Below are 14,866 nucleotides of genomic sequence, written 5' to 3' on the forward strand. Positions count from 1 at the left end.
GGCCTATTTGAATAAAGAAGCGCTAGTCAATAGGCTGAATGCTTCAGCCCAAAGACAAAAAGCTGATATCGTCATTAAGAACGGAAAAATCATGGACGTATATAATCAAGAATGGATATATGAAGATATTGCGATTACAGATGGAGTTATTGTAGGCCTCGGTGAGTATGAAGGCGAAAATACCATTGATGCAGAGGGACAAATGATTGTTCCGGGTTTTATTGATGGACATGTACATATTGAGTCATCAATGGTTACACCGATTGAGTTCGCTAAAGCAGTGTTGCCTCATGGCGTGACGACGGTTGTTACAGATCCGCATGAGATCGCGAATGTGTCTGGTGAAAAAGGGATTGTGTTTATGCTTGAACAAGCTCGGCATACACCGCTGAATATCCATTTTATGCTTCCTTCCAGTGTGCCTGCCGCAAGTTTTGAGCGATCAGGCGCAATTCTTAAAGCTGCAGATCTCAAGCCTTTTTATGAAGAAGAAGAAGTATTAGGACTGGCTGAAGTTATGGATTATGTGTCGGTTCAGCAGGCTGAAGAAGACATGGTTCAGAAACTGCTCGATGCCCGTGTTGCAGGAAAACGGATAGACGGTCATTTAGCTGGTTTATCAACAGACCTCATTAACATTTACAGAACCGCATTTGTCTTAAATGACCATGAAGTAACATCGAAGGAAGAAGCCCTTGATCGTATCAGAAGGGGCATGTATGTCATGATGCGTGAAGGATCAGTCGCCAAAAACACGCTCAATGTGCTGCCGGCGGTGAATGAAAAGAACGCACGCCGGTTCTTTTTTTGTACGGATGATAAGCATGTGGATGATTTATTGTCAGAGGGAAGTGTAAACCATCAGGTGAAAATGGCGATTCAAGCCGGACTTGATCCGTTTTTAGCCTATCAATTAGGAAGCCTCAATGCGGCCGAATGCTACGGATTAGATACAAAGGGAGCGATTGCCCCGGGTTTTGACGCTGATTTGCTCTTTGTATCTGATCTGGAAAATGTCACTGTCACAATGACGATGGTAAAAGGGCAGACTGTTGCTGAAGACAGCAAAGCGGTCTATCATGATTATGCTTCAACTGCAGCACCAGATCAGGCACTGCTTGATTCTGTTAAGCTTGCTGATCCTCTTAACAAACAGGATTTTCATATGCCAATCGATTCAGAGCAGCAGATCAATGTCATTCAAATCATACCAAATCAGCTTGAAACAAGATTAGTACAAGTTCCGGCTCCTGTTGCCCGCGAATTTGAGCCTGACACTGAGCTTGATTTGTTAAAGATTGCAGTTGTTGAGCGGCATAAAGGATTAAAAGAAACCGGACTTGGTGTTGTGAAAGGTTTTGGATTCAAGAGCGGAGCGATTGCCACAACCATTTCACACGACTCCCATAATATTATTGCTGTCGGAACGAATGATGAGGATATCGCGGCGGCAGTTAATAAGCTGCAGGAAATTGGCGGAGGATTAACGATTATAAAAAATGGGGAAGAGCTCCATTCAGTACCGCTGCCGATTGCAGGGTTATTATCCGACCAATCTGCAGAGCAAGTGAATCAAAGCTTGCTGACGCTTCATGATAAATTGCCGTTAATCGGTTTCACAGGCGGATTTAATCCATTTTTGACATTGTCGTTTTTAGCGTTGCCTGTCATTCCTGATATTAAAATGACGACTACGGGCTTATTCGATGTAAAATCATTTCAACACATATCACTGCAATAAAAAGAGGCACTCCCTTAGGGAGTGCCTCTTTTTTTAAACCTCCATTATGATCGGCAGGATCATTGGACGGCGCTTTGTTTTTTCGTACAAGAAAGGCGCAAGAGTGTCTGTAATCTCGTTTTTGATTTCAGACCATTGAGTCGTTTTTCGTTCCATTACTTTTTGTAAGTGATTTGAAATGAGCTCTTGAGCGTCGTTGATCAAGTCGCCAGATTCTCTCATGTACACAAATCCTCTGGAAATCAAATCTGGACCCGCTGAAATCTTGAAGTCGTCCATGTCAATGCTGACAACAACGATGACAAGTCCTTCTTCAGAGAGAATTCTGCGATCACGAAGTACAATATTGCCAATATCACCGATACCGCTTCCGTCAATGTACACTGAACCGGACGGGATTTTTCCTGCAACTGAAGCCTCATCGCCTTTAAGCGCTAATACTTCACCATTATCCATGATAAAGCAGTTTTCCTCTGGGATGCCACAATCTGTTGCAAGCTTGACATGCATCTTTTGCATTCTGTACTCACCGTGAATCGGCATGAAGAATTTAGGCTTGATTAAACGAAGCATCAGCTTCTGTTCTTCCTGTCCGCCGTGACCGGATGTATGGATATCGTTAAGAGGGCCGTGAATAACTTCAGCACCCGCACGATACAGCTGGTTGATTGTTCGACTCACGCTGATTGTGTTGCCTGGGATAGGGGATGAAGAAAATACGACTGTATCCCCAGGATTGATTGAAATTTGGCGGTGTGTGCCGTTTGCAATTCTTGATAACGCCGCCATTGGTTCCCCTTGGCTTCCTGTACATAAAATTGTTACTTTATTAGCAGGCATACGATTGATTTCGTTATGCTCAATAAACGTATTTTTAGGACAGTTAATATAACCGAGTGTCTGTCCAATTTCGATAGCCGATTCCATACTGCGTCCAAATACGGCAACTTTTCTTCCATTTTGTACAGCAGCTTCAATTACCTGCTGCAAGCGGTGAATATTCGACGCAAATGTAGCGAAGATAATTCGGCCGTCCACCTTGCGGAAAATGTCATGAATGCTTTCTCCTACACGGCGCTCAGACATGGTAAACTCCGGATTTTCACTGTTTGTGCTGTCTGAAAGAAGGCACAAAACGCCTTCTTTACCGATTTCGGCCATTTTCGTTAAGTTTGCCGGCTCGCCGACTGGAGTAAAGTCGAATTTGAAATCCCCAGTATGTACGATGTTTCCGGGCGGCGTTTTTACAACAATGCCGTAGGAATCCGGAATACTGTGTGTTGTTCTGAAGAATGACACAGCCGTTTTGCGGAACTTTACAATATCATCCTCGCCGATAATGTTCAGTTTCGTCTGTCTCAATAATCCATGCTCTTCAAGTTTATTCCGAAGTAAGCCGATCGCGAGTTTTCCGCCGTATACAGGAATATTCACTTGTCTGAGCAGGTATGGAATACCGCCGATGTGGTCTTCGTGCCCGTGGGTGATAAAAAGCCCTTTAATTTTATCTTCGTTTTTGACTAAATACGTATAATCAGGGATGACGTAGTCAATTCCGAGCAGTTCGTCCTCGGGAAACTTGATCCCCGCATCAATCAGCACAATTTCATCCTGGAATTGCACCGCGTACGTATTTTTACCGATTTCGCCCAAACCTCCGAGGGCGAAAACAGCAGTCTGATCATTTTTTACAAATTTCATACCGCTCATAACTCCAATACTTTAAAATTTTCGCTCTGTTGTTCATATTCTAAGAATGCACCATCAACAGGTGTAATAAACTCAATATTAAATTTCTTTTCTTTCAGCTTTGTTCTGACGTCACGCTCAGATACGCCTTCAATATAAAGTGAATCTGTCTTTTCCCGAACAGGTACTTCGTCAGCCTTCTCTTGATAAAATACCTTATAAATCATTCCAAATCTCTCCTTAAATGCCGTATGTTAGACTCGCTCATTCTATTATATTCGAAAACGGAATATAAGGAAAGCCTTGAGCAAAATAAGGATCTCTCAAAAAGTGAAAGATCCCTTGTCAGGCAATTGCTTTCTTGCGGAGCATTCCGTTCCATTGTCTTCTGAGTTTTTTTCTTAATTTACGCAGCATTAGCCAGTTCCTCCTTTATTAAAATATTTGTCCCAGAGTTCTTTTATACAAATAGTATACGGAGATTGAGGAAGACTTTTCGTGGTTATTAATGGAATTTAATATGATTTTTGAACGAAATTGTTTGCTGAATGACAATCTTTTTGTATGATGAGGGTGGGAATTGCAGACCAAGACGATAAAGGGGAAGTTGCGATGGATTCTAAATTAATCTTTTTTGATATTGACGGCACAATATATGATCATGATAAGAATATACCGGAAAGTACGAGAAAAACCGTGGCGGAGCTGCAGCGCCAAGGGCATCATGTGTTTATTGCCAGCGGCCGGTCTCCATTTTTGGTTAAGCCGATTTTGGAGGAGCTGGGCATCCACTCATTTATTTCCTACAATGGACAGTTTGTTGTCTTTGAAAATCAAGTGATTTATAAAAATCCGCTGCCTGAAGATGCAATCAGGCGATTATTAAAGCAGGCGGATGAAGGCAAGCATCCTGTTGTGTTTATGGCTGAGGACACGATGAAAGCGACTGTTGCGGATCACCCTCATGTTCTCGAGGGAATCGGCAGCCTTAAAACCGATTACCCAGAGACCGATGACCTTTTTTATGAAGGAAAAGAAATTTTTCAGCTTCTTTTATTTTGTCAGGATGAAGAAGAAAAAGCTTATGCCGCTTTTCCTGAGTTTGATCTAGTTCGCTGGCATGAGCTATCGACTGATGTTCTGCCGCACGGAGGTTCGAAGGCAGAAGGAATCAAAAAAGTGATTGAGCGTCTTCCGTTTGATATCGGCGATACATATGCTTTCGGCGACGGATTAAATGATCTGCAAATGATTGAATATGTAGGGACAGGCGTTGCTATGGGAAATGCTGTTCCCGAGCTGAAAGAAATCGCGGACTTTGTAACAAAACCGGTGGACGAGGATGGAATTGCATACGCTGTCAAAGAATTGGGCCTTTTAAAATAAAGAAATGGCTGGCATTGTGCCAGCCGTTTTTTCTTTTAGCGCTCAATTGCGATTGCATTTTCAGGTTCTTTGAAAGGATTTTCCTTGTCAATATGATCATAGAACATAACGCCGTTCAAATGATCGATCTCATGCTGAAACACAATAGCTGGAAATCCTTTTAAACGAATATCGATATTTTCGCCTTCTAGTGTTGTTCCTTTTACTCTGATGCGAGCATAGCGGGGAACATAACCGGGAATCGCTTCATCTACAGAGAGGCAGCCCTCGCCGCTTGTTAAGTAGCTTTTTTCAACTGAATGGCTGACGATCTTAGGATTAAACAGAGCATAGCTGTATAATTTACCGGAAGCATCTTCCGCATGAACGGCGATCATTCGTTTTTTGATATTAATTTGAGGAGCTGCGAGCCCTACGCCAGGGCGCAGCTTGTATTTTTCGGCTAATTCCGGATTTTGGCTGTTTTTAACAAATTCGATCATGTCGGCCAGCTGCTGTTTTTCTGCATCAGTTGGAGGCAGCTCAACAGGTTCGGCAGTCTCTCTGAGGGCTGGATGGCCGTCACGTACGATGTTTTCCATAGTAATCAAAAAACTTCACTCCTAAAGCTTAATATGTAAATTATATCGGATTTCTTCACAAAGGTGCAACGAAACGAATGACCAGCCGTATATGGCTGGTCAATTTCATGCTGTGTGGTTAGCAACAGCCTCCGCCTAAATAAGCAGCTCCGACAATGATTAACAGAATGAATAAAACAACGATTAGCGCAAAGGTGCGGCCGTAGCCATATCCGCAGCCACCATATCCGTAACCACCATAACCGCAGCAGCCTCCGCCGTAACCATATCCATACATATTACATAACCTCCTCTTTTAATTACGCCAGAGCCTTTATAAGTAGGCATAGCGTCTAATATAACCTATGTAAAAACAAAAAAGTTGTATGGTCATCTGTCCTGATTTTTCACTTTTTTGATTTAATTTCAGTATTGCATTAATACAGCACGACTATTGCCAAATGTCCCCATGGATTCTATAGTAGAAATTGTCAAGATTGGGGGATTTAACGTGAAAGACGCAATAAAACGGCGGCCTGGAATGAAGATCGGAGCTTTTTGTGCCATGGCACTGATATTAACAGGATGCATGGGACAGGACCCGGTTGATTCACTTCATCATTCATTAGAAAAAGCCGCGGAATCGGAAAAGCCGTTTCAAGAAGAACAAAAAACACTCAAAGAATTAGAGGCCAAAGAAAATCAGCTTTACGATAGTGTTATGAAGCTCAATATGGATGATTATAAAAAAATTGTTGCTTTATCTAATAAGGCGCTTGAAAATGTCAGCAAGCGCGAAGAACACCTAAAGCTTGAAAATGACAGCATGAAAAAATCGGAAACAGAATTTGAGGAAGCAAAAACGTCAGCGGAACATATTAAGGAAAAAGACATAAAAGAAAAGGCCGATGCCGCAGCAAACCATATGGAGAAAAGATATACATCATATGGCACCATGTATAAAGAGTATAAAAAAGCGCTTGAGCTTAATAAAAAACTGTATATGCAGCTGAAAGACAAAGATTTGACAAGAGATGATCTGGATCAGCAGATCGATAAAGTCAATGCTTCTTATGAAAAGATCCTTAAATATAGCGGAGAATTTAATGAACAAACCGAAAAATATAATAAAGCCCGGGAAGATTTATATGATGCTGCAGGCTATCGTGTGAAAAAGAGCTGACTCGATCAGCTCTTTTTTTGAATGAAATGCGATTCGGATTTCGTTCAAAATTTTCATTTCTATTGTAGTACAGTATAGTGAGGTATACTAGTACAGTTTTTGGTGCGGTTGGCATCTGTTTTTTTGTTGAAAATGTAAAGCGAATACATTTATTGAAAATCAGCGATGAAAACGATTGACGGTTCTTCTTTATTTGGTGTAAACTAATCCATGTTAAGCGGTGTTGTATTAGTTTTTTACAACTTCGAAATAATACAGTTCAAAGCAGAGTGTAACTATCCTACATAAAAGGTTTTGGCAAACTGGGGATCGGCTAAAATATAATACGACTTACTGCTGATACTTTAGGGTACCCTAAGTTTGTATGTATAAAAGGAATGCACGTCTAATGACTGTTTAAAAGAAAGGAAGAGGTGACTTAGTATGGCTGCAAAAACGAAAAAAGCTATCGTTGACAGTAAGAAGCAATTTGATGCCATTAAAAAGCAGTTCGAAACGTTCCAAATTTTAAATGAAAAGGGAGAAGTCGTGAATGAAGCGGCGATGCCTGATTTAACTGATGATCAATTAAAAGAGCTAATGCGCCGCATGGTATTTACGCGTGTGCTTGACCAACGCTCTATCTCATTAAACCGTCAAGGACGTCTCGGATTTTACGCTCCTACTGCGGGTCAAGAAGCTTCTCAGATTGCAACGCATTTCGCGCTTGAAAAAGAAGACTTTGTTCTTCCTGGATACCGTGATGTGCCTCAGTTAATTTGGCACGGCCTTCCATTATATCAAGCGTTTCTTTTCTCTCGCGGACATTTCAGAGGAAACCAAATGCCTGATGATGTGAATGCCCTTTCTCCACAAATCATTATCGGTGCTCAATACATTCAAACTGCCGGTGTTGCGCTAGGTCTTAAAAAACGCGGTAAGAAAGCTGTCGCAATCACTTACACTGGTGACGGCGGAGCTTCTCAAGGGGACTTCTACGAAGGAATTAACTTTGCCGGAGCTTATAAAGCACCTGCAATCTTCGTGGTGCAAAACAACCGTTACGCGATTTCAACTCCTGTTGAAAAACAATCTGCAGCTGAAACAATTGCACAAAAAGCTGTAGCTGCCGGTATTGTCGGCGTACAAGTAGACGGAATGGATCCGCTTGCTGTATACGCAGCAACTGCTGAAGCACGCGAGCGCGCAATCAACGGCGAAGGTCCAACACTAATTGAAACACTTACATTCCGTTATGGCCCGCACACAATGGCTGGTGACGATCCTACTAAATATCGTACAAAAGAAATCGAAAATGAGTGGGAACAAAAAGATCCGCTTGTACGTTTCCGTGCGTTCCTTGAAAACAAAGGCTTATGGTCTGAAGAAGAAGAAGCAAAAGTAATTGAGGATGCGAAAGAAGAAATTAAGCAAGCGATCAAAAAAGCTGATGCTGAACCGAAGCAAAAAGTAACTGATTTAATGAAAATCATGTACGAAAAAATGCCTCACAACCTTGAGGAGCAATTTGAAATTTATACACAGAAGGAGTCGAAGTAAGCCATGGCGCAAATGACAATGATTCAAGCAATCACGGATGCGTTACGCACAGAACTGAAAAATGACGAAAATGTCTTAGTTTTCGGAGAAGACGTTGGTGTAAACGGCGGCGTATTCCGTGCGACAGAAGGATTGCAAAAAGAATTCGGTGAAGACCGTGTGTTTGACACGCCACTTGCTGAATCTGGTATCGGCGGTCTTGCCCTTGGTTTAGGCTTAAACGGCTTCCGTCCGGTAATGGAAATCCAATTCTTCGGATTTGTTTATGAAGTAATGGATTCAGTTTCTGGCCAAATGGCTCGTATGCGCTACCGTTCTGGCGGACGCTGGACTTCACCTGTAACAATTCGTTCTCCTTTCGGCGGCGGTGTTCATACTCCTGAACTTCACGCTGACAGCTTAGAAGGTCTTGTTGCACAACAGCCTGGTATCAAAGTTGTTATTCCATCAACTCCTTACGATGCCAAAGGACTTTTAATTTCTGCGATCAGAGACAATGATCCTGTTGTCTTCTTAGAGCACATGAAGCTTTACCGTTCTTTCCGTCAGGAAGTTCCTGAAGAAGAATACACAATTGAGCTTGGAAAAGCTGACGTGAAACGTGAAGGTACTGATCTTTCAATCATCACTTACGGCGCAATGGTTCATGAATCATTAAAAGCTGCTGAGGAGCTTGAAAAAGACGGCATTTCTGCTGAAGTTGTCGACCTTCGTACAGTAAGCCCACTTGATATCGATACAATTATCGCTTCTGTAGAAAAAACAGGACGCGCGATTGTCGTTCAAGAGGCACAAAAACAAGCCGGTATTGCTGCAAACGTAGTAGCAGAAATTAATGACCGTGCGATCCTGAGCTTGGAAGCACCTGTACTTCGCGTTGCAGCGCCAGATACAGTATTTCCTTTCTCTCAAGCGGAGAGCGTATGGCTTCCAAACCATAAAGACGTTCTTGAAACAGCAAGAAAAGTGCTTGAATTTTAATCAAACTGCATAATCGAGAGGGAAGCTGAACGTTTTCCCTCTATTATATATCTGTTTTCAATGCTTACGATGTAAACTTTAAAATTGCTTAATCAAACTAGGAGGTCGAGAACTGTGGCATTTGAATTTAAACTTCCAGATATCGGGGAAGGTATCCACGAAGGCGAAATCGTAAAATGGTTTGTCAAGCCTAACGACGAGGTAGACGAAGATGATGTACTGGCTGAAGTCCAAAATGATAAAGCAGTAGTAGAAATTCCTTCACCTGTTAAAGGAAAAGTATTAGAATTAAAAGTTGAAGAGGGAACGGTTGCAACTGTTGGACAAACGATTATTACGTTTGATGCACCTGGTTACGAAGATCTTCAATTTAAAGGCAGCGATGAGTCTGACGATGCGAAAACTGAAGCACAAGTTCAGTCAACTGCAGAAGCTGGACAAGACGTTGCGAAAGAAGAGCAAGCTCAAGAGCCTGCAAAAGCTACTGGCGCAGGACAGCAGGATCAAGCTGAAGTTGACCCGAACAAACGCGTGATCGCTATGCCTTCCGTACGTAAATATGCTCGTGAAAAAGGTGTAGACATCCGTAAGGTTACTGGTTCAGGCAACAACGGACGTGTTGTAAAAGAAGATATCGACAGCTTTGTAAACGGAGGAGCGCAAGAAGCTGCACCGCAAGAAACAGCTGCACCACAAGAAACAGCTGCTAAACCGGCTGCTGCACCAGCTCCAGAGGGCGAATTCCCAGAAACACGCGAAAAAATGAGCGGTATCCGTAAAGCAATTGCAAAAGCGATGGTTAACTCTAAACACACTGCTCCTCACGTAACGTTAATGGACGAAGTGGACGTAACAAACCTTGTTGCACATCGTAAACAGTTCAAACAAGTTGCTGCTGATCAAGGAATCAAGCTGACTTACTTGCCTTACGTTGTAAAAGCTCTTACATCTGCACTGAAAAAATTCCCTGTTTTAAACACGTCAATTGACGATAAAACAGATGAAGTCATCCAAAAACATTACTTCAACATCGGTATCGCTGCTGACACTGAAAAAGGCTTGCTTGTACCGGTTGTGAAAAATGCAGATCGTAAATCTGTCTTTGAAATTTCTGATGAGATCAATGGCCTTGCAACAAAAGCTCGTGAAGGCAAGCTTGCTCCAGCTGAAATGAAAGGCGCATCTTGCACAATTACAAACATCGGTTCTGCCGGCGGACAATGGTTCACTCCGGTTATCAACCATCCAGAAGTTGCGATTCTTGGTATCGGACGCATTGCAGAAAAAGCGATTGTTCGTGATGGCGAAATCGTAGCAGCTCCAGTCTTAGCTCTTTCTCTCAGCTTCGACCACCGTATGATCGACGGAGCAACTGCGCAAAATGCATTAAATCACATCAAGCGTTTACTGAACGATCCACAATTAATTTTAATGGAGGCGTAATGTTATGGTAGTAGGAGATTTCCCTATTGAAACAGATACTCTTGTAATTGGTGCGGGACCTGGCGGCTATGTAGCTGCCATCCGCGCTGCACAGCTTGGACAAAAAGTAACAGTCGTTGAAAAAGCAACTCTTGGAGGCGTTTGTCTGAACGTTGGATGTATCCCTTCAAAAGCGCTGATCAATGCAGGTCACCGTTATGAGAATGCAAAACATTCTGATGACATGGGAATCACTGCTGAGAATGTAACAGTTGATTTCACAAAAGTTCAAGAATGGAAAGCTTCTGTTGTCAACAAGCTTACTGGCGGTGTAGCAGGTCTTCTTAAAGGCAACAAAGTAGATGTTGTAAAAGGTGAAGCTTACTTTGTAGACAGCAATTCAGTTCGTGTGATGGATGAGAACTCTGCTCAAACATACACGTTCAAAAACGCAATCATTGCTACTGGATCTCGTCCTATCGAATTGCCAAACTTCAAATATAGTGAGCGTGTGCTGAATTCAACTGGCGCTTTGGCTCTTAAAGAAATTCCTAAAAAGCTCGTTGTTATCGGCGGCGGATACATCGGAACTGAACTTGGAACTGCGTATGCTAACTTCGGTACTGAACTTGTTATTCTTGAAGGCGGAGATGAAATTCTTCCTGGCTTCGAAAAACAAATGAGTTCTCTCGTTACACGCAGACTGAAGAAAAAAGGCAACGTTGAAATCCATACAAACGCGATGGCTAAAGGCGTTGAAGAAAGACCAGACGGCGTAACAGTTACTTTCGAAGTAAAAGGCGAAGAAAAAACTGTTGATGCTGATTACGTATTGATTACAGTAGGACGCCGTCCAAACACTGATGAGCTTGGTCTTGAGCAAGTCGGTATCGAAATGACGGACCGCGGTATCGTGAAAACTGACAAACAGTGCCGCACAAACGTACCTAACATTTATGCAATCGGTGATATCATCGAAGGACCGCCGCTTGCTCATAAAGCATCTTACGAAGGTAAAATCGCTGCAGAAGCTATCGCTGGAGAGCCTGCAGAAATCGATTACCTTGGTATTCCTGCGGTTGTTTTCTCTGAGCCTGAACTTGCATCAGTTGGTTACACTGAAGCACAGGCGAAAGAAGAAGGTCTTGACATTGTTGCTGCTAAATTCCCATTTGCAGCAAACGGCCGCGCGCTTTCTCTTAACGAAACAGACGGCTTCATGAAGCTGATCACTCGTAAAGAGGACGGTCTTGTGATCGGTGCGCAAATCGCCGGAGCAAGTGCTTCTGATATGATTTCTGAATTAAGCTTAGCGATTGAAGGCGGCATGACTGCTGAAGATATCGCGATGACAATTCACGCTCACCCAACATTGGGCGAAATCACAATGGAAGCTGCTGAAGTGGCAATCGGAAGTCCGATTCACATCGTAAAATAATTTTCATATCAAAAACAGCCCTCGCTCAAAGCGGGGCTGCTTTTTTATTTTGACAGCACATGCTGTAATGGTTTAATGATGTCTTCTTTCTTTTTCACACATCCTTCGATTTTCACCACGACATGGCGCTGATCAACAACCATAAGGGTAGGGACAGTTTCAATCTCATCTTCCCAGCCTTCTTTTTTATCATAGACCTTCATTTTATCTATTTGCTCGGGATAATCTTTTTCTAAATCAAGCAGTGCATCGTAATAAGGCGCTTCCTGGTCTATTTGGTTCTCATCAGAAAAAAACAGGATTTGTGTATGATGAATGTTGTCAATCCGGCTTTTTTTCATCGGATTGATGGTGGAAAGCGTACAGCCCGATAAAGCAAATACTATTATCAGCATGGGGAATACCGCGCGATATCGCATCTATCTTCTCCTCTGTATAAACAGTAGTAAACTAGCTTTAGTTTATCACGAGAGGCGGCTTAATCTGCTTCTTGTTACCTAATTGTTATATAATTGAAACCGTTTTTAAAGTGAGATTACATATTATATCAATCGTTTAAAATAGCACCTGGGGTATATTGAATTTTTTGCTGCATTCTTGGATGAAAGTTCAAGAAAACGTGAAATTACATTATGTGCTGTGGCATATATATCGAGTAAAGCTTCTGTATGAAGAAGATAGTGTATGTGGGAAAATGAAAAAGAACGGTCTATATGATGATCTAAAATCAAATGTGTTATACAGTTTGTTGTTGACATTTTAAATGTGACATATTAATATAATAACAACAAAAGAAATTAAGCGTTTTCAAATTTCAAAGAAATGGGGAATAAGAGATGGGTACGATTGTTTGCCAAGATTGCAACGAAGCCATTCATTACTTTGAAGATGAGAAAGTGACAACATTATACGGAACATGCTGCGGACAATGTCAATGTCCTGTTGATGAAGAGTAAAAAAAGCATGCGGCTTTAAGCCGCATGCTTTTTATTTTTTATTGAATTGCTTTTTGTTCTTTGATGACTCGGATCATATGTAAAGTCGAGTCCTCAGGTCCTTGAACAGGGAGGCCTGCGTCAAGGTTTTTAAAAATGTAGCTGATGTTTTCTTCTGTAATAATTTCTCCTGGAATGAAGATTGGAATACCAGGCGGATATACCATGACAAATTCAGCAATAATCCGTCCGGATGCTTCTTTTAATGGGATGACTTCCGTATTTGCATAGAAAGCATCACGCGGAGTCATTGCCAATAAAGGTATTTCTGGAAGCAGAACCTCAGTTTGCTGATGTGTTACATCTTGTTCTGACATTTGCTGTGCGATCTCAGTTAAAGCCTCTACAAGCCGGTCTGCATCATTTTGGCTGTCACCAGGAGTGAAAATACACAAAATATTGTACAGATCAGAAAGCTCAACCTCAATATTAAAGGATTCACGAAGCCATTTTTCCACGTCATGTCCTGTCAGGCCAAGACTTTTCACAGAGATAATCAATTTTGTCGGATCATAGCTGTAAGCTGCTTTCGACCCAAGAATCTCAGAACCGACACAATAAATGCCTTCAATCTGGTTGAGGCGATCTCTCGTCTGATTGGCAAGCTTTAGTGTTTCCTCAGCAAGCTGGTGGCCTTCTGTTGCAAGGCGTTTTCTGGCAACATCCAAAGAAGCGAGAAGCAAGTAAGAAGTTGACGTAGTTGTCAGCATGCTCAGGATGGATTGCACTCTGTCTTTTGATACAAGGCCCTCTCTCATATTTAAAATCGAACTTTGCGTGAGTGATCCGCCCAGCTTGTGTACACTTGTCGCTGCTATGTCCGCTCCTGCCTGCATAGCCGATAGCGGCAATTCGTCGTGAAAATGAATGTGAACGCCGTGTGCTTCATCCACAAGCACTGGCACATCAAACGAATGAGCGAGTTCTACGATGCTTTTTAAGTCGGCTGCAACACCGAAATATGTCGGGTTGATGACGAGAAGCCCTTTTGCATCCGGATGTTCGGTAAGCGCCCGTTTAGCAGATTCAAGTGTAATGCCGTGGGAGATGCCCAATTCATTGTCAATTTCAGGATGAATAAAAATTGGAACCGCTCCGGAAAATACAATAGCTGTCATAATTGATTTATGAACATTTCTTGGAATAATAATTTTATCGCCAGGTCCGCAAACAGCCATTACCATTGTCATAATGGCGCCGCTTGTTCCTTGAACAGAAAAAAATGTGTGATCCGCGCCAAATGCTTCAGCAGCCAGATCTTGTGCTTGTTTAATAATGCCTTTTGGCGCGTGCAGATCGTCTAATGGTTCAATATTAATCAAATCTATGCTTAACGCGTTTTCACCGATAAATTGTCTGAATTCTGGGTCCATTCCTGCCCCTTTTTTATGGCCGGGAATGTGGAATTGAACAGGCTGTCTGCTTGCATGCTTTTTCAGTCCTGTGTATAAGGGTGTTTCATGTTGCGACAATTGTTTTCCCACCTTTGTAATCATACCTATGCATAATAGTGTGTATTAAAATCAGTTTCTCAACCGTTTTTTAGACGTAAAACAAATGAATTATATTATGAACTTGAAAGAATGTAAAGAACAATTTATGATCAAATGAAGATGCTTTCTCTTAAGGGAAGTAAATCTATAAGGAGTGAAGAAAATGGAGTATCAATATCCGATGAATGAAGATTGGACAACCGAAGAAGCAGTGGATGTGATTGCATTTTTCCAGCAGGTTGAGCTTGCATATGAAAAAGGGGCGGATCGTGAAGAACTGCTTAAAGCTTACCGCCGTTTCAAGGAAATTGTACCGGGGAAGGCCGAGGAAAAAAAGCTATGCGGCGAGTTTGAGGAACAAAGTACATATTCTCCTTATCGCACGGTCAAACAGGCGAAAGAATCTGATCACGCGAAGATTAAAATGTAGGAAAAAGAG

The 14,866-nt window shown here is 42.1% G+C and carries 15 protein-coding genes; 9 read left to right on the plus strand and 6 right to left on the minus strand.

All coding sequences use genetic code 11. The features are described 5' to 3' along the window. Positions 1-7 precede the first annotated feature (7 nt). Positions 8-1,741, plus strand: coding sequence for an adenine deaminase (gene ade / locus MHH79_RS07855; protein ID WP_015715822.1), 1,734 nt, complete (start codon positions 8-10; stop codon positions 1,739-1,741). A 33-nt stretch (positions 1,742-1,774) separates the two neighbouring features. Here ade and rnjA read toward each other — a convergent pair whose 3' ends face one another. Continuing rightward, entirely contained in the window at positions 1,775-3,442 is a 1,668-nt protein-coding gene (gene rnjA / locus MHH79_RS07860; protein WP_003245660.1) for a ribonuclease J1, read from the minus strand. A 5-nt stretch (positions 3,443-3,447) separates the two neighbouring features. Further along, positions 3,448-3,657, minus strand: a complete 210-nt coding sequence (gene rnpZA / locus MHH79_RS07865; RefSeq protein ID WP_003222303.1) for an RNA polymerase subunit omega 1 — start codon at positions 3,655-3,657, stop codon at positions 3,448-3,450. A 385-nt stretch (positions 3,658-4,042) separates the two neighbouring features. Here rnpZA and MHH79_RS07870 point away from each other — a divergent pair, with 385 nt between their 5' ends. Next, positions 4,043-4,816: a Cof-type HAD-IIB family hydrolase gene (locus MHH79_RS07870; protein WP_015252170.1), complete on the plus strand. Its 774-nt coding sequence runs from the start codon at positions 4,043-4,045 to the stop codon at positions 4,814-4,816. Positions 4,817-4,851: 35 nt separating this feature from the next. Here the strand turns inward: MHH79_RS07870 and def are convergent, their stop codons facing one another. Together def and MHH79_RS07880 are read right to left on the minus strand one after the other, a co-directional pair. Beyond that, positions 4,852-5,406, minus strand: a complete 555-nt coding sequence (gene def, locus MHH79_RS07875) for a peptide deformylase (protein ID WP_003245474.1) — start codon at positions 5,404-5,406, stop codon at positions 4,852-4,854. Between the two features lie 109 nt (positions 5,407-5,515). Then, positions 5,516-5,674, minus strand: a complete 159-nt coding sequence (locus MHH79_RS07880; RefSeq protein WP_063336139.1) for a YjcZ family sporulation protein — start codon at positions 5,672-5,674, stop codon at positions 5,516-5,518. Positions 5,675-5,887: 213 nt separating this feature from the next. Between MHH79_RS07880 and MHH79_RS07885 the strand changes: the two genes are divergently transcribed. The 5 genes from MHH79_RS07885 (at position 5,888) to lpdA (ending at position 11,939) form a co-directional block, all read left to right on the plus strand. Continuing rightward, entirely contained in the window at positions 5,888-6,559 is a 672-nt protein-coding gene (locus MHH79_RS07885) for a YkyA family protein (protein ID WP_014476698.1), read from the plus strand. A gap of 423 nt (positions 6,560-6,982) precedes the next feature. After that, positions 6,983-8,098 carry a pyruvate dehydrogenase (acetyl-transferring) E1 component subunit alpha gene (gene pdhA / locus MHH79_RS07890; RefSeq protein ID WP_003222294.1) on the plus strand — a complete coding sequence of 372 codons (1,116 nt, stop codon included), beginning with the start codon at positions 6,983-6,985 and terminating at the stop codon, positions 8,096-8,098. A gap of 3 nt (positions 8,099-8,101) precedes the next feature. Then, a complete protein-coding gene (gene pdhB, locus MHH79_RS07895) occupies positions 8,102-9,079 on the plus strand; it encodes a pyruvate dehydrogenase complex E1 component subunit beta (RefSeq protein WP_014113660.1) in 978 nt (325 codons plus the stop codon). Between the two features lie 114 nt (positions 9,080-9,193). After that, entirely contained in the window at positions 9,194-10,522 is a 1,329-nt protein-coding gene (gene pdhC, locus MHH79_RS07900; RefSeq protein WP_003232311.1) for a pyruvate dehydrogenase complex dihydrolipoyllysine-residue acetyltransferase, read from the plus strand. Positions 10,523-10,526: 4 nt separating this feature from the next. After that, positions 10,527-11,939 (plus strand): dihydrolipoyl dehydrogenase, encoded by a 1,413-nt coding sequence (gene lpdA, locus MHH79_RS07905; protein ID WP_003232309.1) that lies wholly within the window; start codon positions 10,527-10,529, stop codon positions 11,937-11,939. Between the two features lie 44 nt (positions 11,940-11,983). Here lpdA and slp read toward each other — a convergent pair whose 3' ends face one another. Then, a complete protein-coding gene (slp, locus tag MHH79_RS07910; protein WP_003245672.1) occupies positions 11,984-12,358 on the minus strand; it encodes a peptidoglycan-associated lipoprotein Slp in 375 nt (124 codons plus the stop codon). Between the two features lie 417 nt (positions 12,359-12,775). Between slp and MHH79_RS07915 the strand changes: the two genes are divergently transcribed. Continuing rightward, entirely contained in the window at positions 12,776-12,895 is a 120-nt protein-coding gene (locus tag MHH79_RS07915) for a GapA-binding peptide SR1P (RefSeq protein WP_003232305.1), read from the plus strand. Positions 12,896-12,933: 38 nt separating this feature from the next. Here MHH79_RS07915 and speA read toward each other — a convergent pair whose 3' ends face one another. Next, positions 12,934-14,406, minus strand: a complete 1,473-nt coding sequence (gene speA / locus MHH79_RS07920; RefSeq protein ID WP_014479695.1) for an arginine decarboxylase — start codon at positions 14,404-14,406, stop codon at positions 12,934-12,936. Between the two features lie 184 nt (positions 14,407-14,590). Here speA and MHH79_RS07925 point away from each other — a divergent pair, with 184 nt between their 5' ends. Continuing rightward, positions 14,591-14,857: a UPF0223 family protein gene (locus MHH79_RS07925; RefSeq protein WP_047182561.1), complete on the plus strand. Its 267-nt coding sequence runs from the start codon at positions 14,591-14,593 to the stop codon at positions 14,855-14,857. Positions 14,858-14,866 lie beyond the last annotated feature (9 nt).

The organism is Bacillus sp. FSL K6-0993, assembly GCF_037977205.1.
Classification (GTDB): Bacteria; Bacillota; Bacilli; order Bacillales; family Bacillaceae; genus Bacillus; species Bacillus subtilis.